The sequence below is a fragment of the Natronococcus sp. genome, from assembly GCF_047921035.1.
Lineage (GTDB): Archaea > Halobacteriota > Halobacteria > Halobacteriales > Natrialbaceae > Natronococcus.
The window spans coordinates 30,675-55,843 of the sequence record NZ_JBLRWX010000005.1; the positions used below are offsets into that span (position 1 = coordinate 30,675).

The window sequence follows — 25,169 nt, forward strand, 5'->3', positions numbered from 1 at the left end:
TTTAACTCAACGTATGCTTACGATAACTGATCTCGAAAAGGTGTATCCGACCGGCGACAAGGCGCTACAGGGGGTCTCGATGGAGGTCGACGGGAACGAAGTCGTCTCGATCATCGGCCCCAGCGGCGCCGGCAAGAGTACGCTCATCAAGTGCGTCAACCGGCTCACCGAGCCGACGTCGGGCTCGATCGTCCTCGACGGCGAGGAACTCACGACGCTGTCGAAAAAGGACCTCCGAAAGACCCGACGCGACATGGGGATGATCTTCCAGGAGTTCAACCTCATCGAGCGCCTCACCGTCATGGAGAACGTGCTCTCCGGTCGACTGGGCTACATGAGCAGCTGGGACGCCTTCCGACGCAACTTCGACGAGGAGGACATCCGGAACGCCTACGAGATCCTCGACCGCGTCGGCGTCGGCGGGATGGAGAACAAGCGCGTCGACGAACTCTCCGGCGGCCAGCGCCAGCGCGTCGGGATCGCTCGAGCGATCCTGCAGCGCCCGAAGATCCTGCTCGTCGACGAGCCGACCAGCGCCCTGGATCCCGAAACGTCGTTCGAGGTCATGGAGATGCTCACCGAGATCGCCCGGGAGGAAGACATCCCGGTGCTGATCAACATCCACGAGGTCGAGTTAGCCCTCGACTACACCGACCGGATCGTCGGGCTGACCGACGGGAAGGTCGTCTTCAACGGCACCCCGGCGGAACTCGACGAGAGCGCGCGGGACACGATCTACCGGTCCGGGAAATCTCGAGCGGAGACGGGCACCGAGAGCCAGGCCCAGGCACAGAGCGAGTCGTCCTCGAGCGAGATCACCGACGCCAGCAAGGAGAAGTCGTTCTAACATGATCGGAGCGCACGTTCGCGGTGAGATCGATGGGTAGTGCGGATCCCGAGCGCACCGGCGGCTACCCCTCGAGCTGGGAGCGCCCGACGGTGTTCTACGACAAGAACGTCAAGTACCTCATCTACGGCGCGATCGGGCTGTTCGTGCTGTGGAGCGCCTGGGAGCTTCGGCCGAGTCCCGCCCGCCTGATCGGCGGCGCGGACGCGGCGACGAGCCTGCTGGCGACGATGTTCCCGCCGGATTTCACGCCCGACGCGCGCGAGCGGATCTGGAACGGGATGCTCGAGAGTATCGCGATGTCGATCGTCGCGACGGTGATCGGCGTCGCGATCAGCGTCCCGATCGCGGTGATGGCGGCCGAGAACCTCGTCCCGCGGCCGGTGTACTACGTCGGTCGGGCGCTGGTCTCGATCTCGCGGTCGCTTCACGAGCTCGTGCTCGCGATCGTGGCCGTCGTCGCCGTCGGCCTCGGCCCGCTCGCGGGCGTCATCGCTCTCGTGATCGCGACGCCCGGCTTCTTCGCGAAGCTCATGGCCGAGGAACTCGAGGACATCGACGAGGGACAGGCCGACGCGATCCGCGCGCTCGGCGGGAGTCCGCTGCAGGTCCTGATCTTCGGCGTCGCCCCGCAGGTGATTCCGCGAATGATCGGGCTGATCATCTACCGCTGGGACATCAACATCCGGGCGAGTACGATCGTCGGGATCGTCGGCGCCGGCGGGATCGGCGTCACCCTGCTCAACTCCTTCGACCGGTACGAGTACGACTTCAGTCTCGCGATCATCCTCGCGATCATCGCCGTCGTCATGTTCGGTGAGATCCTGAGCGCGGTCGCCCGACGGAGGGTCCAGTAATGTCCTACGAAGGCTCCACCACCTGGCAGAAACACGACGGGCGAGCCCGTGCGATCAGGTACGTCGCGATCGTCGTCGCGATCGCGATCACGGCGCTGTCCTGGCGCGCGCTCGACATCCAGTACACGTTCGTCGTCGACGCGCCGCGGAACCTCGGCGACCTGCTGCTGCGGATGTACCCGCCGAACCTCGCCTACGGCGCGGAGATCCTCCCACCGCTGGTCGAGACCGTCAACATCGCGATCCTGGGGACCGGGCTGGCGATCCTGATCTCCCTGCCGATCGCCTACATCGGCGCCGAGAACACGACGCCGAACGCCGCCACCTACGCGCTCGGGAAGTTCCTCATCGTCGGCACCCGCTCGGTGAACGTGATCATCTGGGCGCTGTTCTTCGTCGTGATCTTCGGTACCGGCGCGCTGTCGGGCGTGCTCGCCGTCGCGTTCCGCTCGATCGGCTTCGTCTCGAAGCTGATCGCGGAGGGGATCGAGGAGATCGACGCCGGGCAAGTCGAGGCGATCCGCGCGATGGGGGGCTCGCCGCTCGACGTCGTCGTCTACGGGATCGTCCCGCAGATCAAACCGGCGTTCGTCGGCGTCGCGACCTACCGCTGGGACATCAACGTCCGCGAGGCGACGGTGATCGGCTTCGTCGGCGCCGGCGGGATCGGCGTCTACCTCGATACGGCGATCAACTTCTTCCAGTGGTCGAACGTCCTCACGATCCTGATCGCGATCCTCGGAATCGTGATCATCAGCGAGGTCGTCTCGGCCTACCTGCGAAAGAAGGTGAGCTAACCCCCGCATCGATCCCTTCTTCCGACTCGAGCCACGCTCGAGAGTCCGACCGTGCGAACGGAACGCCGAACTCGAGCTACTCCCTCCTTAACAGCGATCAGTACAGACGGGCTTTTTGATACTACCCTGTACGACCGAGACCTTCGGTAGCGAGCGCTCGAGTAGCCCTCGTCTTCCTACAACGGGTTTAATCGGTTGTACGAGCCCCGAAACCCCGCTTCGTAGTATCGACGGTCGTCCCTGGGACGTATTCGAAACGATCGCGGACCGGGCCGAAGACAGAGCCGCTATGACCTCGAGAAGACGCTGGCAGCGTCGATAGACGGGATCTCACGCGAACGTCAGGGGTACCCCGGTGAAGACCTAGCTGATCGGAGAGGAGCGGTATCGACTCCGATACTCGAAATATAGGACAGTCGTTCCCCTCCGGACCGAAGCCGACTCGAGCCGAACGGAAGCGACTACCGAGCCTAGCTCTGCAGTCCACCCCACCGAACGATCTCGGAGTAATCGAGGAACAGCCCGTCGACGCCGGCCTCAATCAGCTGCTCGACCTCGTACCAGGTGTTGATCGTCCAGACGTTGACCGGCAGGTCGCGGGCGTGGGCTTCGGCGACGACGTCGATCTCCTCGTAGGTCTCGTCGTCGAAAAACGGCGTGCCGTAGATCATCTCCAGCGGCGGGTTGACGCCGTCGGTATCGTACTCGTCGGTGACGTCGAGCCCCTCCTGGATGGAGTCGTAGAGCAGGTAGGCCGCCGGAACGTCGGGGGCGATATCGCGGACCGTCGCGAGCGCGCCCTCCCAGAACGTCGACAGGAGGAGTTCGTTGTCGTAGTCGGTCGCGACGTCGACGACCGTCTCGAGCCACTCCCACTCCTCGCGTTCGGCCTCGGGGTCGTCGACCCGGCCGAACTCGACGTCGGGCGACCCCTCCTTGATGTCGATGTTCACGCCGACGTTGGGCGGGATCGCCTCCATCGCCTCGGTCAGCGAGGGGACGGTCTGGCCGCTCTCGAGCACCTCGGCGGCGAACACCTCGCTGGCGGGCGTCTCGTACAGTACACCGTCGGTGTCGGTCAGATCGCCGAGTTCCGTATCGTGGAAGACGGCGATCTCGCCGTCGCAGGTCGGGAAGACGTCGAGTTCGATCCAGTCGGCGCCGCGCCGATCGGCCGCATCGTTCGAACTGCCCCGAACCGCCTGCTCGAACGCGGCGACGGTGTTCTCCGGATACGTGTCGGCGAACCCGCGATGAGCGATCACCGTCGCTCGATCCTTCCGGCCGTCGTCGCGTTCGGCCTCGTCTCCCGTTCGTGCGCTGGCGCTGCCCGATGCGGCGGCTGCGCCGACCGCGGCCGCGCCCGTTCCGGCCAGAAACCGCCGCCTGTTCAGCATACTCGGATTCTCTTGCATGCCAGTATCCATACAACAGAATTAATTATAATAGTTTTTGTAGTTATATCGTAAGAACCAGCTGATTTACTGTTTTCGCTATATACGTTCCTATTCGCAGAGATGACTGTGCGGTCGGGTTCCCTCGAGGCGACAAACTCGAGCGACGGCGAACACGCGCGGTGCTACCGCTCTCGGATTCGAAATCGAATACGTCGGGATCCGACGTAGTGGAGTACCAACACAGTTTGGAATGAGCGTTTTTACGATCCCGCTCCTACCCGTAATCGGCAGGACGCCACTCCCCACCACCTACCCACACCCACCCACCACCCACCGATGGCTACCCTGCCAGCCGAACGACTTCAGTACCGTCGTTCACACGCACCCACCACCCATCCACCCACCACGAACGCGGTGCCCCGCTCCCACGCCGCGTGATACCCCTGTCGTCTGCCGGGGTCGCGTTCCCCAGCGCGATCCCGCTCCGTTCCCCACCCTTTTGGAGCACTCGACCCGCTACCTGCGCGTTTGTCGAGACAATACGACGGCATCGCTCCCCGACCTGAGCGCCACGGATCGACTCCCGGCATCCGCCGAACTCAGTTTCCGTCGCGTTGCGTGGGAGCGGGGTCGACCTCGAGCGCAGCCGCGAGGATCGCCGTCTGGACCGTTCTGAGATCCGTGTCCCGAACCGTCGCTGCCGCCCGAAACCGCTCTCGGACGTTCGCGACCCGGTCGGGTGCGGCCGCGAGCTGGACGAGGTCGAAGGCGTCGGGCTCGAGCCGCTCGGCCGCGTCGAACTCGGCGGCGTCGTACAGTCCGGGGAACCGGGCGAGGACGTCGGCGACGACCTCGTCGGTCGCTTCGGCACCGGGATCGCCCGCCGGGATCGGGCCCGTCGTGTCCGCGAAGTAGTCCTCGAGGTCGAGAACGCCGGCCGACTCGTAGGCGGTTTCGGAGAGCGCGTCGGCGACGGGTCGGCTGACGTACACGCCGAGGAGGGAGAACTGATCGGTCATGGACGGTAGTTCGAGGGCCAGCACACAATAGTTATCGTCCGACTGCTCGTCCGGTCCGTACCGGTGATCGCTGTCCCGCCGGAGCGCTCACCGGTGAAACGCGACAACGATCCGTCTCAGGAGAGCTGTGCCGTCACGTCGGTCGATGAGATCATGCCGACGTAGTCGTTACCGTCGACGACCGGGAGGTGGGTGATGCCCAGTCCGGTCATCATGGCGGCGATCTCCTCGAGGTAGAGATCCGGCGGCACGGTCTCGACGGATTCGGTCATCACCGCCTCGACGTCGATCGTCGTCGGATCGTGGCCCTCCGCGGCGGCCGCGACCAGATCGGTGCTCGTCACGATCGAGGGCGGGTCCGTCCGGACGACCAGCGCGCTGATCTCGTTGTCGCGCATCGCCGTTGCGGCCTCGGTCAGCGTCGCGTCCTTCGAAACGGTCTCGAGCGGTGTCGACATTATCTCCCGAACCTGCGTCCTGCTCTCAGTGTCCATACTTCCGTTACGAAGCGGTACCGTATTGATGTTGTGACCGATGCGCATCTTGCGCTACTCGCGCTCGAGGAGGACGACGCCGAGCAGTATCAAGGCGCCGCCGACGAGCGTCGCGGTCGTGACGGGTTCGGCGAAGAGCGCGGCGCCGAGCGCGACCGTGACCGGCGGCTCGACGGTGCTGATGATCCCCGCACGGCTCGCGCCGACGTACTTGATGCCGGCGAAGAAGGTGACCACCGGCAACGCCGTCGCGATTACGGCGATACACAGCAGGATCAGCCAGGCCGACGGCGCGGTCGGAATCGCGAACTCGCCGGTAGCCGTCCCGATCGCGAGGAACGTTCCGCCCGCGGCGGGGAGCACGTAGGCGGTCAACACCAGCGGATCGACCCGATCGAGCAGCGCCCGCGAGACCGTGATGTAGACGGCATAAGCCGTCGCGGCGCCGAGGACGATGGCGACGCCGATCAGCGAGGCGCCGTCGGGGTCGGCTCCGGTCACGAGCGCGACGCCGCCGATGGCCAGACAGAGCGCGACGACCATCACGGGGGTCGCGCGCTCGCCGATCACCGTGATCGCGAGCACGACGACGAACGCCGGGTACGTGTAGAGCACGATCGCGACGAGCCCCGCCGTCATGTACTCGAGACCCAGGAAGTAGAGCCCGCTCTGGGTCGCGTAGCCGAACGCGCCGAGCCCGAGCGCGATCGCCAGCGTTCGTCCGCGAAGCACCGTCAGCCGTCCCTGTACCGCGAGCAGCGCCCAGACGAGGACCGCCGCGAGCAGGAACCGGAACGCGAGCACGGTCGGGATCGAGAGCGCGGCCTGCTGGGCGTAGAGCCCGAAGATACCGAGCGTTCCGAACCCGACCGCGGAGACGACGACCAGGAGGATTCCAAGTCGATCGCGGGTCGGCGACGGCCACTCGTAGACGGTGCCCATACCGGGGCCGTCTCGGTACTCGTCCATAGAAATTACTATCGTTCAGCGGGGTTCAGGACCGTCCGCTCTCGGCGTCGACCGGCGATCGAACAACGCCCCTTCGCTCGAGCCCGACGGTCAGGCGAACAGCGCCGGCGAGTCGTGCTCCTCGTCGGCGCCGGTGAGTTCCGCCGAACTCAGACAGTGAATGCAGCCCTCGAGGTAGCCGTCGTTGTCGCCGAAAACGCGGACGAAGTTCGCCGAAATCGGGGTGTCGCAGTTGTGGCAGGTTGGCATCTCAGATCACGTCACATGCTATCAATGGTCACGACATATCTTAACGGTATCGGCGCCCGACAGTACTGGTACTTCTGCGAGTGAGAACCCGTTCCGGCTGCTCGAGAGACCCGTTCGTCCCCGTCGACCCACGCGTCGTGTCCCGGCGCGATCAGCGCGACGTCCCCCTGTTGCAGGGTCTCGCGGGCACCGTCGTCCATCTCGATGTCCACGCGCCCGGCGACCACGTAGAGGCGATGCGGGCTCGGACAGCGATCCGTCTCCAGTTCGGGGGCGTTGTCCCTCGAGAACCGCCAGCCGGGTTCGACCGTCGAGCGCCAGAACGTTCGGCCTCCCAGCTCGACGCGTTCGCCCCGACCGTTGTCGAACGCGACCGTCTCGTCGGGCAGGACGATCGACCCGACGCCGGGCTACTCGAGGATCGGTTCCCGCGGAAAATTCGAGGCGAAGCCGCCCGATGCCGCCTACTCGTCGCCGTTGATCGAGACGTCCGACACCGTCACCGAGACGTTCTCGAGCGAGATATCGACCGAACAGATCTCGTAGGTTCGGTCGTTGACGTCGACGGTGACGCCGTCGCTCTGGATGCCGGCCGACTCGAGGTCGTACGTCCGCTCGTCGATCTCGTAGGACGGGAGCCCGTCTGCTGAGAGCTCGAGTCCGTCGAGTTCGACGTGTTCGTTCTCGATCGTGGCGTCGATGCTACCGACCTGGGTCACGTCGCCGGCACCGCCGCCGCCGGCGACCGCGCCCGCCGAGAGCAGTCCGATCGCGAGCACCGCCACGAGACCCACAACGCCGAACCGCGCTGTCGTTCGCATGCTACCCGGAGGAACGGGGAGATCGGTAAACTGTCTTTCGATTATAACAGTCTCGAGAAGAACACGCGATCGTTGAGGTCCGTTCCGGTTCGAAGGCTGCGCTCCTCGAGTCGGGCGGTGCATCGTACGGAGTCAGCTATTTCCCTCGACCGTCACGAGAGTGGTGTATGGACGACGACGGGAAACAGGCCACGTTCGGCTCCGAAGGGGAGCTTCGAACCGACAACGACGAGGATCGTTCCGAGAGCGAAGACGCGGCCTCGGAGCCAAACGACTTCGGCGAGGAGCGCGGCGACAACGAGACGAAGTCGGGCGCGAACCGCTACGACGTCTCGAGCCTGCTCCAGAAGGCCGTCCGGCGATCCGACGAGGAGGTCGCGGCGTGGGCCGCCTGGGAGCTGGTCCGATCGGGGTTCGCCTGGAACTTCTGGGACCGGATCAACCTCTACGTCGTCGAGGACCTTCGGGCGGGCCACGAGGTCGCGCTGCTTATCGCCCGCTACGAGGAGCTGGCTCGTGAGCGCTGGTCGGAGGCCTCCTGGGAGGGACGGCTCTGTGCGGTCCACGCCGCGCTGGCGGCCGCCCGGGCGCCCTCGAGCCGCGAGGCCTCCCACGCCGACGACTACTTCGGCGAACTCTCGGCCGAACGTGCGGCCGCCCGCGAGGACGGACGGGAGCCGCGGTACGACCACCCCGTCGAGGAACTCGAGCCCGGCGGGCGCTACGACGTCGCGTTCGACCAGCACACCTACGAGGGGAAAGCGCTCGGTCGGGGCGGTCGGTTCTTCCGGACCCACGGCGCCCGCGTCGGTCCCGAGGGCGAGCCCGAACTGAGTCGACAGTGGCGTCTCCAGAGTATGCGCCTCGAGGACCGGGAGTACACCGAGGCGGAGCTGGCTCGCGCGGTCGAACCCGTCGACCCCGACGACAGGTGGGGAACCGACGACGAGGGGACGGACGGCGACTGAGCCGGACGATCGACGAGAACTGCCGATCGACTCCGATCGCAGCCGTTTCGCTTCCGGTATTGGAATACGCCCTCCGAATTTTCGCCGAACGTCGAATCCATAGGGGAATATATACTTACTACTGGTCACCGGTGGCAATATGATTGTTTGATCTGGGTAATAAGTAGGCTTATACGGTGTCGTACGTCCAGATAGCGTAGATACGTGAGTCCGAACGTAACTCCTGGTCCGGTTCTGGAATCGAATTGTAAACCTGAACGTAGCAGATTCGGACACACGTCCGCAGGTGAGAGCGGAGGCGGTCGGCCGTGATCCACGGGAAGTGGAAGAACCTCCTGCTGGCGACGGCGATGTTCAACCTGGGGTTCGTCATCTGGTTCTCGTTCGCGCCGTTTACGGGCGGGATCGCCGACGAGTTCGGCCTCTCGGTCGCCCAGCTGGGGCTCGTCTCGAGCGCGGCCGTGATCGCCGTCCCGGCCGGTCGGATCCTGATCGGGCCGCTGACCGACAAGTACGGCGCGCCGGTGACCGCCAGCGTGACCCTCGTAATCGTCGGGATCTTCTCGATCGTCAGCGCGTTCGCGACGACCTACGAGGTGTTTACCGCCTCGCGAGTGATCGCCTCGCTGGCCGGAATCACGTTCGTCATCGGGATCCAGCACGTCGCCGAGTGGTTCGAGGAGGAGAACCTCGGACTGGCGGAGGGCGTCTTCGCCGGCGTCGGCAACGCCGGCGCGGGGCTGGGGGCGTACTTCACCCTCCCCCGGATCTTCGGCGAGGGGTACGCGGGACCCCTGTTCGCGACGAACTGGCGCGCCGCCTTCTTCTACACCGGCGTGCTCGCGGTCGTCCTCGGAGTCGTCTACTACGCCTTCGGCGACGCCGCCAAGAGCGAGGCCAAGCGGCGGGCGACCAGGGAGAAGGCGAGCTTCAAACAGTTCCTCTACGTCGGGACGCGCCACGGCGCGGTCGTGCTCGCGGCGGCGTACGTGATGACCTTCGGCCTCGAGGTCGCGATGAACGGCTGGCTGGGCACGTACTACCGCGAGGGATTCGGCCAGGGCGACATCGTCATCGCGGCCACGTTCGCGGCGACGTTCTCGATCGCGGCCGGCCTGCTCCGGCCGCTCGGCGGTTACACCAGCGACGTCGTCGCGCGCCGGGAACGCGACATCCTGCCCTGGTTCGAGGGCCGCTACCGCGAGCAGTGGACGTTCGCGACGCTCGTCTTCGTCGTCGTCGCGATGGTCGGGATGACCGTCGCCGGCCTCTCCGGGAACATCTACCTCGCGGTCGCCGCCGGCTTCCTCGTCGGCGTCGGCTGTGCGTTCTCCGAGGGTGCGATTTTCGCGCAGGTGCCCGCGATGTTCCCCGACAGCTCCGGCAGCGTCGCCGGCGTCGTCGGCGGAATCGGCACGATCGGCGGCACCGTCTACCCGCTGGTGTTTGCCGCGCCGTTCCTCCCGAACCTCCACCTCGGCTACGCCGTCGTCGCCGTCACGATGCTGCCGATCGTCGCGCTGGCCGCCTGGGTGTTCCAGCCCGCCGTCGCCGAGCGCGCGACCGAGGACGGCTGGCTCGTCGACACGGAGACGCCAGCGGACGGAGCCGTCGTCTCGAGCGACGACTAGCGCTTCACCCCGTCTCCGCTTCCGACTCTCGAGGGAGTTCCGAGCGCCTCGAGAATACCTGACGTTTCGTCGCTTGGCATCGAGGGAGATCACCACGCTAGCGGGCACCTACGAGACGATCGCGGCGGTAACGAGAAAGACGACGAGCCCGGGCATATCCGACCCGTCGAATCGAAGCCCGAAATACGCTCGGGCCGCTACGAGCAGGGGGTCGAGTCCGCGTTTCGGTTTCGCTCCGCGAGGCGATCTCGCGGCCGCTCGAGAAAGCTTTCTCAGCCTCGGCCGCGAACGGTCTCCCAGAACGTGTCTCCATGACCAACAGCTATCCGGAACCCAAGAATAGGCCCGACGATGCAACCCGAACGATCGTCGTTGCCGGGATCGCGCTCGGCCTCGGCGGGCTCGTACACGTGTACACCGATCCCGAACCGACCGCCGTCCAGATACTCGAACTCCTGCTGGTGAGCGTTCCCGCCGCGCTCATCGTCTACGGCGGATACTGGACCGCGTCACGCCGGTTTTCGGCGGCGGAGCGGTGGACGGTCGCGACGTGGTGTCTCGTCGGCGGGCTGATCGGCGGGGCGCTCGTCAGCGGGTTCCTGTTCGGCGAGTCGGTCACCGGCGACGCCGTCGCGGACGGCTCGCTGCTGTTCCTGATCGGGCTCTCGACTGGCGGCGTGGTCGGCTTGCTCGGGGCAATGGCAACTCGGCAGTCGATTCCGGCGTTCGAAGACGAGACGGGGCAGTTCGCCCGGGAGTTCGAACTCGAGGCCCTCTCCCCGGAGGCCCGGTCGCTCGCGTCGGTCGCGACGAGCCCGTACGCCTGGGACGCGCTCCAGGCGGTACTCGACGCCGACGAGCCGATCGGGGTCGAGACGCTCGCCGCTCGCATCGCCGCGCTCGAGGGCGAGCCGACGGAATCGGTCCGCCTCGAGCTGGTCCACGCCCAGCTACCGGAGCTGGCGGACCGCGGACTCGTCTCGTGGGACGCCGAACGCGGAACCGTCGACGCGACGGCTCGCCTCCCGGCGGTCGTCGGGGCTGGCGAGGAACTGAGTGCGCTCCGCGATCGAACGGACGGGCGGTAGCCGTCGCTCGAGCCGTTCGCGTTCCGCCCCTTGCGATCCTTGCCTATTGTTAACAAAGGTTTTGGAGGTGCGTAAAAGTACAGCTCTCGATCAATTATCGAAACCAGTGGAAATAATTATCTATGATCTCTCTAATTTCGGTAATTGTATGGTAGACAATATCGAACGGCGATCAGTACTGGCGGGGATCGGACTGGCGACGGTCGGCGCGGTCGGGGTCAGCGCGGACGAGCAGGCGCAGTACATCGTCACCGGCGGGAATCCGAGACGGCTCGAGCGGGCGGGCTACACGGTGGCCCACGAGATCACGGGCGCGAACGTCTACCTCGTGTACGGTCCCGCAGGCGAGGACCCGTCGAGCGTAAACGGCGTGAACGCTGCCTTCGAGGACTTTACGTACGGGCTCGACGAACCCGCGGAGCCGGCCGACGAGAGCGCGGAGGGCGAACTCGAGGACGAGCAGTGGGACAAGCACCTGATCAACGCGTTCGACGCCCACGAGCGCGCGACCGGCGAGGGAACTCGAATCGGGATCATCGACACCGGCGTCGCCGACGACCATCCCGACCTCGGAAACGTCAACACGGACGCCAGCCGGGCGTTCGTCGGCTGGGAAGAGGGCGAACACACGGGCGACGTCCACTATCACGGCACACACGTCGCCGGCATCGCGGCGGCGACCGGCGACGCGGGCGTGACCGGCGTCGCTCCGGACGCCGAAATCGTCTCGCTTCGAAACTTCCCGTCCGAGGGGCCGCTTCTGGCCGGCGTCGGCGACACGTTCCTCGCGCTCGACTATGCGGCTGAGCAGGGTCTCGACGTCGTAAACATGAGCATCGGGAGCCCGCCGCAACCGCCCGAGGACAACCAGGAGGGATACCGGATCGCCCGTCAGCAGGTAGTCCGGAGCGTCACTCAACGCGGGACGTCGGTCGTGACGAGTGCAGGTAATGACAGTCAAAACCTCCAGCAGGGCGGCTGGATCAGTCTCTGGGGGAGTCTTCCCCGGGCCTCCTCGATCAGCGCGACCACCGAGGACGACGAACTCGCCGAGTTCTCGAACTACGGGGCGAACGAGATCTCGGTCGGCGCGCCGGGCGCCGAGATCCTCTCGACGTTCGATCCCGACAACGAGGCGCTCCCCGGTGTCCAGTACGCGAGCGTCTCGGGAACCTCGATGTCCGCACCGCAGGTCGCCGGACTCAGCGCGCTCGTGCGCGAACTCGAGCCGGACGCCAACCCCAACCAGGTCGAGAACGCTATCGAGCGCGGCGCGACGGGCGACGGCCGCGGGGACCCCGAAACCGGTGCCGGTCGCATCGACGCCCTCGAGACCGTCGAGTTGCTCTGAACGGAAACCGCAGACGAATCAGGCGCTCGCCTCGACGACGGCCTCGAGTTCCCGGTCGCGGGGCGGGGCGAGCCGGACCGCACACTGCTTGACGTTCGGCTCCCTCGAGCGCGGATCGACCGCGGGGAGCGTGAGGTCGTTGACGGCGGGGTGGTGGATCGGCAACCAGACGACGCCGTCGGGGATCGACTCGTCGGCCTCGACGCGGGCGGTGATCGACGCCCGCCTCGAGACGACGCGTCCGTACCGGCCGTCCGTACCCTGCTCGAGGTCGTCCGCGACGGCGACGGCCGTCGCCGGGCTCACGCGCGCGGTCGGCGGGTCGTCCTCGCGGGTCCGAACGCCGGTGTTGTACGCGTCGGGACGGCGCGCGGTCGTCAGCGTGAACGGGTAGTCGTCGTCGGTCGGCTCGGGCAGCGGCTCGGCCTGTCCGTCCGAGAAGCGGGCGCGGCCCGACGGCGTCGGGAACGACCACGTCTCCGCTTCGCCGTCCTCCGCCCCCGTTTCCGACCCCTCGTGGTACCGATACCCGCCCGCGGCGTCGGGCTCGGGCGCGGGCCACCGCACCGCCAACTCGGCCTCGAGGCGGTCGTACGAGAGCCCCGAGAGATCCGCGGGGGTCCCCTCGGTCATCGCCGCGAGCTCCTCGAAGACGGGTTCCGGTTCGGGCGGCTCGTCGAACAGCCCCGGCGCGAGCCGGTCGGCCAGCGCACCGATCAGCTCGAGGTCGGTCCGCACGCCCGAGGGCGTTTCCGTCGCGGCCCGGACCCGCGAAACGGTCCGTTCCATGTTGGTCGCCGTTCCCTCGGACTCCCCCCAGGTTGCGGCGGGCAGGACGACGTCAGCGTGCTCGACCGTCTCGCTGCGGAAGGCGTCCTGGACGACGAGGAAGGCGTCCTCGAGGCGCTCGCGGACGGTCGTCGCGTCGGGCATCCCCGCGACGGGGTTCGTCGCGACGGCGTAGACCGCGTCGACCTCCTCGTCGATGGCGTCGACGATCCCGACCGGTCCCGGCCCGGGGTCGGCCGGCAGCCGCGAGGCCGGCACGCCCCAGGTCTCCGCGGCGAGGTTGCGGGCCCCGGGGTCGTCGAACGGTCGCTGGCCGGGCCAGGTCCCCTTCGAGGAACAGACCCGGGTCCCCATCGAGTTCGCCTGCCCGGTCAGCGAGAACGGTCCCGAGCCCGGACGGAGGTTGCCCGTCGCCAGACAGAGATCGATCAGCGCGCCCGCGGCGTCGGTGCCGTTGACGCTCTGGTTGATCCCCATCCCCCAGTAGACGAGGGTTCGGTTCTCGAGTGCTGCAGCGAGGCGGTCGACGTCGGCCATCGAGACGCCCGCGCGCTCGGCCGCTCGAGCGGGGTCCGGCAACTCCTCGCGGAGTTCGTCGAATCCCGCCGTCGCCTCGGCGACGAACGCCTCGTCGACCCGCTCGGTCTCGACGATTCGAGCCAGGACCGCGCGGGCCAGCGCGAGGTCGCCCCCGGGCTCGAGCGGGACGCGGTGGTCGGCGACCTCGGCGGTCTCGCTGTCGATCGGATCGACGACGATCAGTTCCGAGTCCTCGGCGTCGGCCGACCGGTTGATCCACCGGAATAGGACGGGATGGGCCGCGGCCGGGTTCGCCCCCCAGACGAGGTGGGTCTCGGCTTCGGGGACATCGTCGTAGGTCGGCGGCGGGGCGTCGCTGCCGAACGCGTCGTAGTACGCGGTCACCGCCGAGGCCATACACAGCGTCGTGTTGGCATCGTAGTACCGCGTGCCGATCCCGCCGCGGGCGAGCTTACCCAGGGCGTAGGCGGCCTCGTTGGTCTGCTGGCCGCTGCCGAGCACCGCGACGCGGTCGCGGCCGCCCTCGAGGGCCGTATCGAGTCCCTCGGCGGCCCGCTCGAGGGCGGTCTCCCAGGTGGTCGCCACCAGTTCCCCGTCCCGGCGAACGAGCGGGCGGGTCAGCCACTCGCCGTCGGGATCGGCGCTCTCGCTGATCCCGCGCTGGCAGGCGAGCCCGTTCGAGACCGGGTGGGCGGCGTCGCCGCGGACGCTCTCGAGGCCGTACCCCCGATCGACGGCCCGCTGGACGTGGCCGCAGCCGACCGCACACCGCATGCAGGTCGTCGGAACGAGATCGGTCACGGTCGCTCCCCTCCACCGCTCGAACCCACATACATGAGTTTACAAACGGAAAGTAAAACGAGACTGTCCGTCCGCATTTCGAAGTGATTCATACGAACAGAGTGCGTATGAAGGCACTAAACAGTGATCGTTTACGATTCGTTACTTTTCATTCCTCCATCGAGAAGGTCGGACGTATACCTACAGATATGGACAATATAAGGTCGCGAACGCGGAGCGAGCGAGCTTCGGACGGCCGATCGACCGGTTTCGGGACCACCGTTCGATGACGACGACGGGATCGCCACTGACCGCCGACTCGCCGGTCGGCACCGCGTTCGCCCTCGGCGAGGATGACTGGCTCGTCCCGTCGTTTCGCGAACAGCCTGCACTCCTGGTTCACGGCACGGCACCGGACGCGATCCTCCAGTACGCGAAGGGGATGGAGGAGGGCACGGAGATTCCGGACGGCGAAGGCGCGCTTCCGCCGGCGATCCCCGTCGGCTCGCAGCCGCTGCACGCTGCCGGCATCGGCTGGGGCGAGGCGCTCCAGGATCGGGAGAACGTCGCGATCACCTACTTCGGCGACGGCGCGACCAGCGAGGGCGACGTCTACGAGGCGATGAACTTCGCCGGCGTCTACGGCGCCCAGACGGTCTTTGTCTGTCAGAACAACCGGTACGCCATCTCGACGGGGATCGAGAAGCAAACCGCGACGGAGACGTTCGCCCAGAAGGCGATCGCGGCGGGGATCGACTGCGTGCAGGTCGACGGCAACGACGTGCTCGGGGTCTACCGCGTCGCGCGGGAGGCCGTCGAGAAGGCCCGCAACGGCGAGCCGGTCCTCATCGAGGCGCTGACCTACCGCCGATCGATGCACACGACCTCCGACGATCCCTCCGCCTACCGCGAGAGCGAGGAGGAGTCCGAGTGGGAGGCCCGCGATCCCATCCTTCGGTTCCAGCGGTACCTCGAGGACCGAGGGATCCTAGACGAGGAGACGAAAGAGGCGATCGCCGAGCGGATCGAGGAGGAGCTCGCGTCGGCGATCGACGAGGCGAACGAACGGCGCGAGGAGCTCGATCCCGCGGACATGTTCCGGCACGTCTACGAGGACCTGCCGCCCGAACTCGAGCGACAGCTCGCGGCGTTCGAGGCCGAAAAGGGAGGTGAGGGCGAATGAGCGAGCGACTCCGGATGGTCGAGGCCGTCCGCGACACGCTCGGTGCGGAACTGGCACGCGACGACGACGTCGTCGTCTACGGCGAGGACGTCGGCGAGGCCGGCGGCGTGTTCCGGGCGACCCAGGGGCTGATCGACGACCATCCCGACCGGGTGTTCGACGCGCCGGTCGCCGAAGCGGGCATCGTCGGAGCGGGCGTCGGTCTGGCGGCGACCGGGATGCGTCCCGTCGCGGAGATCCAGTTCCAGAGCTTCCTCTACCAGGGGTTCCACCAGTTGGCCCAGCACGTCGCGCGCATGCGGAGTCGAACCCGCGGGACGATCACCTGTCCGATGACGATCCGGACGCCCTACGGCGGCGGGATCCACGCCCTGGAGCTTCACTCCGAGAGCTTCGAGGCGGGGTTCGCCCACATCCCCGGCCTGAAGGTCGTCTTCCCCTCCTCGCCCGCCGAGACGAGGGGGCTGCTCACCTCGTCGATCCGGAGTTCCGATCCCGTTATCTTCATGGAACCGACGCGACTCTACCGTTCGTTCCGCGAGGAGGTCCCCGACGACCACGAGATCCCGCTCGGCGAGGCCCGGGTGGTCGAGCCCGGCGAGGACGTCACGGTGATCGCCTGGGGGTCGATGCTGCGGGAGACGCTCGACGCCGTCGACGATATCGACGCGAGCGTCGAGGTGATCGACCCGCGGACGCTGTACCCGCTCGACGCCGAGACGATCGTCGATTCCGTGAAGAAAACCGGGCGCTGTGCGATCGTCCACGAGGCCCCCAAGACCGCGGGGATGGCCGGCGAGATCATCGCACGGCTCAACGAGGAGGCGTTTCTCTACCTCGAGGCGCCGATCGAGCGGGTGACCGGGTACGACGTGCCGATGCCGATGTTCGCCCGCGAGGACGACTACCTGCCCGACGCCGAGCGCATCGAGGCCGGGATCCGCGACGTCCTCGAGTTCGGGTAGACCGTGGGCGGTTGCGGTAGTCGACCCGGGTTCTGTCTCGCCCCGCCGTCCGTTCGGCATGACGAACGCGGTCCTCATCACCGGCTGCTCCGGTATCGGCCGCTCGGCCGCCCACGCGTTTCTCGCCGAGGGATGGACGGTCTACGCGACCGCCTGCGCGCCGAGGCACCGGCCGACCTCGAGGCCGGGATCGCCGCCATCCCCGAGGACCGCAACGCCGAGGGGCTGGTCCAGGAGTACGACCTCGTGAAGAACGCGCTGCTGGGCAACCAGACGGTCCCACCGTACGCGAACGACGGCTGGCTCGACTGGTCGGCGGTCGAGGCCCACGCCGAGGAGATCATCGAGGAGTTCGACGTCCACCCGCCGGATCCGTCGGCGACGGCGGGCTCGCTGTCGGGCGGGAACCAGCAGAAGTTCGTCGTCGGCCGCGAGATCGGCCACGATCCGGACGCGCTGATCGCCGCCCATCCGACCCGTGGGGTCGACGTCGGCTCGCTCGAGTTCATCCACGACCGCCTGCTCGAACTCCGCGAGGAGGGGCTCGCGATCGTCCTGATCTCCTCGAAGCTCGACGAGCTTCGCGCGCTGGCCGACCGCATCGTCGTCATGTACGAGGGAACGTTTATCGACGAGGTCGACCCCACCGGGGCGAGCGACGCCGAACTCGGGCTCCTGATGGCCGGCCAGCACCTCGACTCCGAAGGGGACCGCTCGAGCCGCGAGCGGGCGAACTCGGAGCCCGACGCGGAGGCGACGGTCGACCGACGGTCGGGAGGTGACCGCGAGCGATGAGCGACGACACGGGTCGGCTCCGAACGGGGCTGGACCGCGTCGCGGCCCGACTGCTCGACGCGTCGGTGTACGAGCGGGTCGGCATCGCCGTCGGCTCGACCGGGCTGGCGCTGCTGATCGGCCTGATGTTCGTTGCGGTGGCCGGACACAACCCGTTGCTGTTCGCCCAGCAGCTGGTCGTCGGCTCGGTCGGGAGCACGGGCGCGTTCACCCGCACGCTGCGCTTTACGACGCTGTTCATTCTGGCCGGGGTCGCCGTCGCCATCGCCTTCCGGGCGGGCGTCTTCAACATCGGCGTTCAGGGGCAGCTGATCGTCGGGGGGATCGCCTGCGTGCTCTCGATCCTCTGGCTCGCGCCGTTCGTCCCGAGCGGGGCGGTCGGCGGCGTCGGGCTGACGGTCGTCGGGCTGCTCGCGGCGGTCGTCGCCGGCGGGCTGTACGCGGCGCTTCCGGGCGTGTTGAAGGCCTACTACGGCGCCAACGAGATCATCACGACGATCATGCTCAACTTCATCGCGATCGGGATCGTCGGCTGGGCAGTCGACGGCCCCCTCCGTCCCGACGACGCCCGGTCGGTTCGAACCGAGTACCTCCCGGAGGGCGTCGGACTGCCGCCGCTCGTCTTTTCGGATCCGAACTTCTCGGTCCTCGGACTGGGGCTGGCGCTGGCCGTCGTCGGCGTCGTCGCCGTCGGGATGACCCGGACCAGTTTCGGCTACGACATGGTCACCAGCGGCTACCAGGCCAGCGCGGCGACGTTCTCCGGGGTCGATCCCAAGCGAACGATCGTCGCGACGATGACGCTGTCGGGGATGGTCGCCGGCCTCGTCGGCGCGGTGTTCGCGATCATGATCCAGGGCTACTTCATCGACCCCTCGGGGATCGGCACGTACGGGTTCGACGCGATCGCCGTCAGTCTGCTCGCGGCGAACAACCCCGTCGGCGTCGTTCCCGCGTCGCTGCTGTTCGGCGCGCTCGAGTCCTCGGGCTCGCACGTCCAGATCCACAGCGACGTCCCCGTCCAGCTGATCGACGGGATCGTCGGGATCGTCGTGCTGTTCGTCGCCGCGCCGGAGCTGTTCCGGATGCTCGCGAAGCGAACGGGCCTGGGAGGTGAGAAGCGGTGAGTCTCGCGACGGCGATGAGCCGACGGCGACTCCAGCTGGGCGGGCTCGCGGCTCTCGCGGCCGTCGCGCTCGCCGCGGTGCTCGTCGTCCGGTTCGACGTCCCCCTCGAGCGGATCCTCACGGTCGGCTTTCTCAACCGGACGCTGATGCTGGCGTCGCCGATCGCACTGGCGGCCGTCGGCGGGCTGTACGCCGAGAAGAGCGGCGTCTTCAACATCGGACTCGAGGGGTTCATGATCTTCGGGGCGATCACCGCCGCGGCGACGCTGTCGCTGGTCGGCGCCTCGAGCCAGCTCCACGTCTGGCTCGCCATCGTCGCGGCCGTCGGCGTCTCGGTGGCGCTGACGGGGGGGTACGCCGTCCTGCTGATCCGGTACAAGGCCGACCAGATCGTCGCGGGACTCGCAGTGTGGTTCATCGGCCTCGGGTTCGCGCCCTTCCTCGCCTCGCTGCTGTGGGGGACCGTCCGAAGCCCGGGACTGGCGAGTATGAACCGCTACTCGGTGCCGTACCTCGCCGAGATTCCCGTCGTCGGGCCGATCGTTTTCGATCAGTCGCCGCTCGTGGTGCTGACGCTCGTCGTGGTCGTCGCCGCCTGGGTCGTCCTCTACCGCACCCGGTACGGCTACTGGATCCAGGCCGCCGGCGAGAATCCGACGGCGCTCGACACCGCCGGGATCGACGTCAACCGGGTTCGGTACGCCACCGTCCTGTTCTCGGGAGCGATGGCCGGCCTCGGCGGCGCGGTGTTGCTCGCCCACGCGGGAACGTTCATCGGCACCGGCGACACGATGGTCGACGGCCGCGGCTGGATCGCGATCGTCGCCTACCTGTTCGGGAACTACAACCCGATCGGGGCCGCCCTGGCCGCCCTGCTGTTCGGCGGGCTCGAGGGACTGCAGGTCCAGTTCCAGACCGTCGACATCGCGGTCTCGGGCCGGCTGATGGGGCTGTTGCCCTACGTCGGCGTCATCGTCGTCCTGACCGTCTGGGGGAAGACGCGAATGCCGTCGTCGGTCGGCGAGCCCTACGAGAGCGAGGAGTAACGGGTCGGTTCTCGAGTGCGGGTGTGCTCGAGGCGGACCAGTTTGATGCGTCTCGCCTAGACGCGCTCGCAGTAGCGCAGTCGAACCAGCGGCGATAAATTGTACCTTCGCAGATCGACGTAGGTGTGGGCGAATAATACAATAATAATGGTCGTCCGGAGGTCGCGACCTTCTCGGACAGAAAGCCGACAACCGATCCGCTTCTCGCTTGTGAAATCCGTTTAGGTCCCACAAATGGCCGGTATAACAGGCTCTCAGATTAGCGAGTTCGTATCAAACTGGTAGCTCCGAACGAGTATTCCGTTCCCAAATTCCGATTTGGGAGTGTGTGAATGTGGGATTATCTTCCGTTCAGAGACGATGACCGATACGGAGTCGATGAGGCGGATCGGATCGATCACTCCCGCTCTCGTTGTCGCCACTACGGGCGTGTTGAATGCCCACATACACGCAGTATTCGCCGACAGCCGTCGAGCGACGACGAGATCAACCGTACGTTTTTGTCGGTCTACGGGAAACGACTGCCCATGTCACTAGAAGACGACTCGCTCGAGTATCACGAGGCCGACCCGCCCGGAAAGATCGCGGTGGAGACGACCAAACCGACCAACACCCAGCGGGAGCTGAGCCTGGCGTACTCGCCCGGCGTCGCCGGTCCGTGTCGCGCGATCGACGAGGATCCCGACGACTCCTACCGCTACACCGCGCGGGGTAACCTCGTCGGCGTCGTCTCGAACGGCTCCGCCGTGCTGGGGCTGGGCGATATCGGCCCGGAGGCCTCGAAACCCGTGATGGAGGGGAAGGGCGTCCTCTTCAAGCGCTTCGCCGACATCGACGTCTTCGACCTCGAGCTCGAGCACGACGACCCCGACGCCTTCATCGAGTCGGTCGCCGGCATGGGACCGACGTTCGGCGGGATCAATCTGGAGGACATCAAGGCCCCGGAGTGTTTCACGATCGAGCAGCGCCTGCGCGAGCGGATGGACGTTCCGGTCTTTCACGACGACCAGCACGGCACGGCGATCATCAGCGGCGCCGCGCTGTTGAATGCCGCCGAGATCGCGGGGAAAGAACTCGAGGAGCTCGAGGTGGCGTTCGCGGGCGCCGGTGCGGCGGCGGTCGCGACCGCCCGTTTCTACGTCTCGCTTGGCGTTCGGCGCGACAACATCACGATGGCCGACATCGACGGCATCCTCACGACCGAGCGGGCGGAGTCGGGCGATCTCGACCCCCACAGCCGGGAGTTCTCCCGCGACGTCCCCGCGGGCGGCGTCGCCGAGGCGATGGCGGGTGCCGACGTCTTCGTCGGGCTCTCGGCGGGTGGAATCGTCGACGCGGAGATGGTGCGGTCCATGGCCGAGGATCCGATCATCTTCGCGATGGCCAACCCCGACCCCGAGATCGACTACGAGACGGCCAAGGCCGCCCGCGACGACACGGTCATCATGGCCACTGGCCGGTCGGACTACCCGAACCAGGTCAACAACGTGCTCGGGTTTCCGTTCATCTTCCGCGGTGCGCTCGACGTCCGCGCGACCGAGATCAACGAGCCGATGAAGGTCGCCGCGGCCGAGGCGCTGGCCGCGCTCGCCCGCGAGGACGTCCCCGACAGCGTTCGGGAGGCCTACGGCGACCAACCGCTGCAGTTCGGCCCCGAGTACATCCTGCCGAAGCCGATGGACCCCCGCGTGCTGTTCGAACTCGCGCCCGCGGTCGCCGAGGCCGCGATGGAGTCGGGGGCCGCCCGCGTCGAGATCGAGCGCGAGCCCTACGTCGAGGAGCTCGAGGCCCGCCTCGGGAAATCCCGCGAAATGACCCGGATCGTCCGGAACAAAGCCAAGAGCGACCCCAAGCGGATCGCGCTCGCCGAGGGCCACAACGAGAAGATCATCCGCGCGGCCTACCAGCTCGAGGAGCGGGGGCTCGCCGAGCCGGTGTTGATCGGCGACGAGGCCGAGATCGACCGCACCGCGGCGAACCTCGGCCTTGCGTTCGACCCCGAGGTCGTCGACCCCGACGACGGGACGAACGGCGAGTACGCCGAGGCGCTCTACGAGCAGCGACGGCGCAAGGGGGTCATCCGACGCGAGGCGACCGAACTCGTCGGCGACAGCAACTACTTCGCCTCGGTGATGGTCCAGCAGGGTGACGTCGACGGGATGCTGACGGGGCTGACCAACCACTACCCGTCGGCGCTTCGCCCGCCGCTGCAGGTAATCGGCACCGCCGAGGACGTCGAGTACGCCGCGGGCGTCTACATGCTCACCTTCAAGAACCGCGTCGTCTTCCTCGCGGACGCGACGGTCAACCAGGACCCCGACGCCGCAACGCTCGCGGAGGTCACTCGCCACGCCGCCGCCATCGCCCGGCGGTTCGACGTCGAGCCGCGGGCCGCCCTGCTGTCGTACTCCGACTTCGGCAGCGTCGACAACGAGGGGACTCGCAAACCCCGGCGGGCGGCCCGCCAGCTCCGCGAGGACCCGGCGATCGAGTTCCCGGTCGACGGCGAGATGCAGGCCGACACCGCCGTCGTCGAGGATCTCCTCGAGGGCACCTTCGAGTTCTCCGACCTCGACGAGCCCGCGAACGTGCTGGTCCTTCCGAACCTCGAGGCGGGCAACATCGCCTACAAGCTACTCCAGCGGTTGGGCGGCGCCGAAGCGGTCGGGCCGATGCTCGCCGGCATGGATCGGCCCGTCCACGTCCTCCAGCGCGAGGACGACGTTCGGGATATCGTGAACCTGGCGGCGGTCGCAACGGTCGACGCCCAGGAGGAAACGTAGGAGTCACGACGCCTCGCCACGCAGTGGGCGCCCGTGTGCGTCTCGCGGAGATCGCCGTCACGGAGCGTCCGGAATGGCCGGACGGAAGCTCGGGCGATTGAGGGGATGCCAGCGACGCGCCCATTTTGGTGGCTCCGTCCGCGGTTCTCGAACGGGCCGACGGATCGAGAATCCGGCGCAGGACGGCGTTCGTAAGGGTGCACGTTCGCCAGTTCCGGAACCGGGACGGATAGTTTACGTTCATATGGGTGTAAGCTTCGATCCTCGGATTGTAGCACGCTCGACGGCGAACCGAGCAGAGCGAAGATACTGTCCGGAATATCCGGATAAATGGTCCCTCCAAAGACGGAACGCTTATTGACTCGAGCAAGCCAGAACCGCGCAATGACCGCCGATGTGCCGCTGACAACTGCCGCCAGGGCGTTCGAAATACTCGAGCACATCCGCGAGGCGGGCGGGGCCAGCGTGAGCGAGCTAACCGACGCGCTCGAGCTACCGAAGAGTACAGTCCACGACTACGTGACGACGCTCACCCGGTTGGGGTATCTGACGAACGACGGCGGGGAGTACGATCTCAGCCTCGCGTTTCTCACGCACGGAACCTACGCGAGAAACGGCGTCGCCTACGCGGATCGCGTCGAGCCCGCCCTCGAGCGACTCGCCGACGAGACGGGCGAGATCGTTTGGTACATCGTCGAGGAGCGCGGCAAGGGCGTCTACGCGGGGAAGGGGATCGGCACCGACGCGCTCCAGCCCTACGCCTCGATCGGCACGCGAAGCGCCCTCCACACCATCGCGGGCGGGAAGGCGATCCTCGCGGCGCTACCGGACGACCGCGTCGACGAGATCGTCGCCGAGCACGGGCTCGAGCGCCAGACGGAGCGAACGATTACGACCAGAGACGAACTCGAGGACGCCCGCAACCGAATCCGCGAGCGGGGGTACGCGCTCAACGACGGCGAGAACATCGACGGCTGGCGCGCCGTCGCCAGCCCGGTCGTCCTCGAGGACGGGCTGTACGGTGCGATTGCGGTCGCCGGTCCGGAGAACCGCCTTCAGGGGGAGTACTTCACGGAGACGCTGCCCGACCTGACCGTCGGGACTGCAAACGAAGTCCGGCTACAGTTACGGAGTCTGGGTCTCGAGTAGGCGTCTCGCGCTCGAGGGGACCGCGCTCGGCTGGTGTCGTCGCTCCTCGCCCGCCACGGATGATCGTGGATAGTGACACTCACGCTACACACAATCTTTATTATAGATAGTTGTTACTGCCTAGCACGATGGTACTGGAAAGCCCAATCGTGCCGTTCGTGGTTGGTCTCGTCGTCGTGGTGGCCTTACTGGTGTGGCTGAAACTGCCGGCGTTCGTCGGTCTGATCATCGCCGCGATGGCGATCGGCCTGACCACGCCGGAGTTAGCGACGGGGGAGGTCGCCGCACAGACGGCCGAGGAGTTCGGTGGCGTGATGGTCAGTATCGGGATCCCCATCCTGATGGCTGCGATCATCGGGAAGTGTCTGATGGACAGCGGGGCCGCGGACCGGGTCGTCCGCGGCTTCCTCTCCTGGACGGGGGAGAAGCGCTCGGAGTACGCGCTGATGGGCAGCAGTTACGTACTGTCCATCCCGGTGTTCTTCGACAACGTGTTCTACCTGCTCGCTCCGCTCGGGCGATCGATGAAGGCTCGAACGGGCGTGAAGTTCTCGCTGTACATCTCGGTGCTGGCCGCGGGTGCGCTCGCGACGCACATGTTGGTGCCGCCGACGCCGGGACCGCTGGCGATGGCCGCCGAGCTCGACGTCGACCTCGGGCTCGCGATCCTCGTCGGCGCGGCCGTCGCGTTCCCGACCTCGATGCTCGGTGGAATCGTTTACGGCCGATTCTTGAACAGTCGCGAGGAGTTCCCCCTGCGAGAGGCGATGGGCTCCGATCCGGAAGACCTCCAGGAGCGTACCGACCGACCCACCTCGGAGCTGCCGGGACTGCTCGAGTCCTCGTTGCCGATCGCGGCGCCGGTCGTGCTGATCGCCGGAAACACCACTGCGGACGTCCTCGCCGACCAGGGTATCATCGCGGAAGGCGGCGCGATCGACGCGGCCGCCTCGTTCCTCGGCGACCCGAACTTCGCACTCACCGCCGCGGCGATTCTCGCGGCGTACACCTACTACCGCATGGAGATGCAGGGCGACCGCAATCTGTTCAACAACGAACTCACCGAGGCGATCAAGAGCGGCGGTAACATCATCGCCATCACCGCCGCCGGTGGGACGTTCGGGGCGATGCTCGCCATCGCGGGCGTCGGCGAGTGGATCGCGGGCGGCTTGGAGGAGGTCGGTCTCGGCCTGCTGTTCACCGGCTGGGCCATCGCCGCGGTCATCCGGGTCGCGCAGGGCTCCGGTACCGTGGCCATCCTTACTGGTGCGGGAATTATGGCACCGCTAGCGGGTGACTTCGACGCGAACGCCGTCTACCTGATGATGGCGATCGGCTTCGGCGGCATGATCGCCCCCTGGTACAACGACAGCGGCTTCTGGGTCGTCAGCGAGGTCGCCGGCATCACCCAGCTCGAGACGTTCAAGACGTACTCGGCGGTCTGTACCGTGATGTCGGTCAGCGGTCTGATCCTGGTGTTCGTCCTCCAGCTACTCGTGCCGCTGGCGTGAGCGAAGGTCGAAC

Annotated in this window: 22 protein-coding genes and 2 pseudogenes; 16 read left to right on the top strand and 8 right to left on the bottom strand. The window is 67.1% G+C overall.

Annotation, left to right across the window (positions count from 1 at the left end; genetic code table 11):
* The first annotated feature begins 13 nt into the window (after positions 1-13).
* The 3 genes from phnC to phnE (ACNA7R_RS02210) are packed head-to-tail and all read left to right on the top strand — an operon-like array spanning position 14 to position 2,501.
* On the top strand, positions 14-847 hold the full coding sequence (gene phnC / locus ACNA7R_RS02200; RefSeq protein WP_416281904.1) for a phosphonate ABC transporter ATP-binding protein: 834 nt from the start codon (positions 14-16) through the stop codon (positions 845-847).
* A gap of 32 nt (positions 848-879) precedes the next feature.
* Positions 880-1,704 carry a phosphonate ABC transporter, permease protein PhnE gene (gene phnE, locus ACNA7R_RS02205; RefSeq protein ID WP_416281905.1) on the top strand — a complete coding sequence of 275 codons (825 nt, stop codon included), beginning with the start codon at positions 880-882 and terminating at the stop codon, positions 1,702-1,704.
* Entirely contained in the window at positions 1,704-2,501 is a 798-nt protein-coding gene (gene phnE, locus ACNA7R_RS02210; RefSeq protein ID WP_416281906.1) for a phosphonate ABC transporter, permease protein PhnE, read from the top strand. Before phnE (ACNA7R_RS02205) ends, phnE (ACNA7R_RS02210) begins: the two co-directional genes overlap by 1 nt.
* 470 nt (positions 2,502-2,971) lie before the next feature.
* Here phnE (ACNA7R_RS02210) and ACNA7R_RS02215 read toward each other — a convergent pair whose 3' ends face one another.
* The 7 genes from ACNA7R_RS02215 to ACNA7R_RS02245 form a co-directional block, all read right to left on the bottom strand.
* Positions 2,972-3,916 (bottom strand): glycerophosphodiester phosphodiesterase, encoded by a 945-nt coding sequence (locus tag ACNA7R_RS02215; RefSeq protein ID WP_416281907.1) that lies wholly within the window; start codon positions 3,914-3,916, stop codon positions 2,972-2,974.
* Positions 3,917-4,497: 581 nt separating this feature from the next.
* A complete protein-coding gene (locus tag ACNA7R_RS02220; RefSeq protein ID WP_416281908.1) occupies positions 4,498-4,917 on the bottom strand; it encodes a hypothetical protein in 420 nt (139 codons plus the stop codon).
* Between the two features lie 116 nt (positions 4,918-5,033).
* The gene (locus ACNA7R_RS02225; RefSeq protein ID WP_416281940.1) at positions 5,034-5,375 is read right to left on the bottom strand and encodes a CBS domain-containing protein; all 342 of its coding nucleotides are present in this window, start codon (positions 5,373-5,375) and stop codon (positions 5,034-5,036) included.
* Between the two features lie 90 nt (positions 5,376-5,465).
* Positions 5,466-6,353, bottom strand: a complete 888-nt coding sequence (locus tag ACNA7R_RS02230) for a DMT family transporter (RefSeq protein WP_416281909.1) — start codon at positions 6,351-6,353, stop codon at positions 5,466-5,468.
* A gap of 117 nt (positions 6,354-6,470) precedes the next feature.
* A complete protein-coding gene (locus ACNA7R_RS02235) occupies positions 6,471-6,629 on the bottom strand; it encodes a hypothetical protein (RefSeq protein ID WP_416281910.1) in 159 nt (52 codons plus the stop codon).
* 11 nt (positions 6,630-6,640) lie between these two features.
* Positions 6,641-6,829, bottom strand: coding sequence for a hypothetical protein (locus ACNA7R_RS02240; protein ID WP_416281911.1), 189 nt, complete (start codon positions 6,827-6,829; stop codon positions 6,641-6,643).
* 264 nt (positions 6,830-7,093) lie between these two features.
* A complete protein-coding gene (locus tag ACNA7R_RS02245) occupies positions 7,094-7,450 on the bottom strand; it encodes a hypothetical protein (RefSeq protein ID WP_416281912.1) in 357 nt (118 codons plus the stop codon).
* A 167-nt stretch (positions 7,451-7,617) separates the two neighbouring features.
* On the opposite strand from ACNA7R_RS02245, the gene ACNA7R_RS02250 reads away from it, so the two are divergent.
* From ACNA7R_RS02250 to ACNA7R_RS02265, 4 genes are all read left to right on the top strand, one after another.
* Entirely contained in the window at positions 7,618-8,418 is an 801-nt protein-coding gene (locus ACNA7R_RS02250; RefSeq protein ID WP_416281913.1) for a hypothetical protein, read from the top strand.
* 308 nt (positions 8,419-8,726) lie between these two features.
* A complete protein-coding gene (locus tag ACNA7R_RS02255) occupies positions 8,727-10,049 on the top strand; it encodes an MFS transporter (RefSeq protein ID WP_416281914.1) in 1,323 nt (440 codons plus the stop codon).
* 311 nt (positions 10,050-10,360) lie between these two features.
* The gene (locus ACNA7R_RS02260; protein WP_416281915.1) at positions 10,361-11,137 is read left to right on the top strand and encodes a hypothetical protein; all 777 of its coding nucleotides are present in this window, start codon (positions 10,361-10,363) and stop codon (positions 11,135-11,137) included.
* A 148-nt stretch (positions 11,138-11,285) separates the two neighbouring features.
* On the top strand, positions 11,286-12,488 hold the full coding sequence (locus tag ACNA7R_RS02265) for a S8 family peptidase (RefSeq protein WP_416281916.1): 1,203 nt from the start codon (positions 11,286-11,288) through the stop codon (positions 12,486-12,488).
* Between the two features lie 18 nt (positions 12,489-12,506).
* On the opposite strand, the gene nasA is transcribed toward ACNA7R_RS02265, so the two are convergent.
* A complete protein-coding gene (gene nasA / locus ACNA7R_RS02270) occupies positions 12,507-14,618 on the bottom strand; it encodes an assimilatory nitrate reductase NasA (RefSeq protein WP_416281917.1) in 2,112 nt (703 codons plus the stop codon).
* Positions 14,619-14,883: 265 nt separating this feature from the next.
* Between nasA and ACNA7R_RS02275 the strand changes: the two genes are divergently transcribed.
* From ACNA7R_RS02275 to ACNA7R_RS02315, 9 genes and pseudogenes are all read left to right on the top strand, one after another.
* A complete protein-coding gene (locus ACNA7R_RS02275; protein WP_416281918.1) occupies positions 14,884-15,780 on the top strand; it encodes a thiamine pyrophosphate-dependent enzyme in 897 nt (298 codons plus the stop codon).
* The gene (locus ACNA7R_RS02280) at positions 15,777-16,745 is read left to right on the top strand and encodes an alpha-ketoacid dehydrogenase subunit beta (RefSeq protein WP_416281919.1); all 969 of its coding nucleotides are present in this window, start codon (positions 15,777-15,779) and stop codon (positions 16,743-16,745) included. Before ACNA7R_RS02275 ends, ACNA7R_RS02280 begins: the two co-directional genes overlap by 4 nt.
* A gap of 58 nt (positions 16,746-16,803) precedes the next feature.
* Positions 16,804-16,908, top strand: a pseudogene (locus ACNA7R_RS02285) (oxidoreductase); the annotation flags it as partial.
* Between the two features lie 14 nt (positions 16,909-16,922).
* Positions 16,923-17,540 (top strand): annotated as a pseudogene (locus ACNA7R_RS02290) (heme ABC transporter ATP-binding protein); the annotation flags it as partial.
* Positions 17,537-18,667: an ABC transporter permease gene (locus tag ACNA7R_RS02295; protein WP_416281920.1), complete on the top strand. Its 1,131-nt coding sequence runs from the start codon at positions 17,537-17,539 to the stop codon at positions 18,665-18,667. The pseudogene ACNA7R_RS02290 and the gene ACNA7R_RS02295, both read left to right, overlap by 4 nt.
* Positions 18,664-19,713 (top strand): ABC transporter permease, encoded by a 1,050-nt coding sequence (locus ACNA7R_RS02300; protein WP_416281921.1) that lies wholly within the window; start codon positions 18,664-18,666, stop codon positions 19,711-19,713. The genes ACNA7R_RS02295 and ACNA7R_RS02300 overlap by 4 nt, the downstream gene beginning before the upstream one ends.
* A gap of 527 nt (positions 19,714-20,240) precedes the next feature.
* On the top strand, positions 20,241-22,496 hold the full coding sequence (locus tag ACNA7R_RS02305; RefSeq protein ID WP_416281922.1) for an NADP-dependent malic enzyme: 2,256 nt from the start codon (positions 20,241-20,243) through the stop codon (positions 22,494-22,496).
* A 384-nt stretch (positions 22,497-22,880) separates the two neighbouring features.
* Positions 22,881-23,645 carry an IclR family transcriptional regulator gene (locus ACNA7R_RS02310; RefSeq protein WP_416281923.1) on the top strand — a complete coding sequence of 255 codons (765 nt, stop codon included), beginning with the start codon at positions 22,881-22,883 and terminating at the stop codon, positions 23,643-23,645.
* A 128-nt stretch (positions 23,646-23,773) separates the two neighbouring features.
* Positions 23,774-25,156, top strand: a complete 1,383-nt coding sequence (locus tag ACNA7R_RS02315) for a GntP family permease (RefSeq protein ID WP_416281924.1) — start codon at positions 23,774-23,776, stop codon at positions 25,154-25,156.
* The last annotated feature ends 13 nt before the right edge of the window (positions 25,157-25,169 follow it).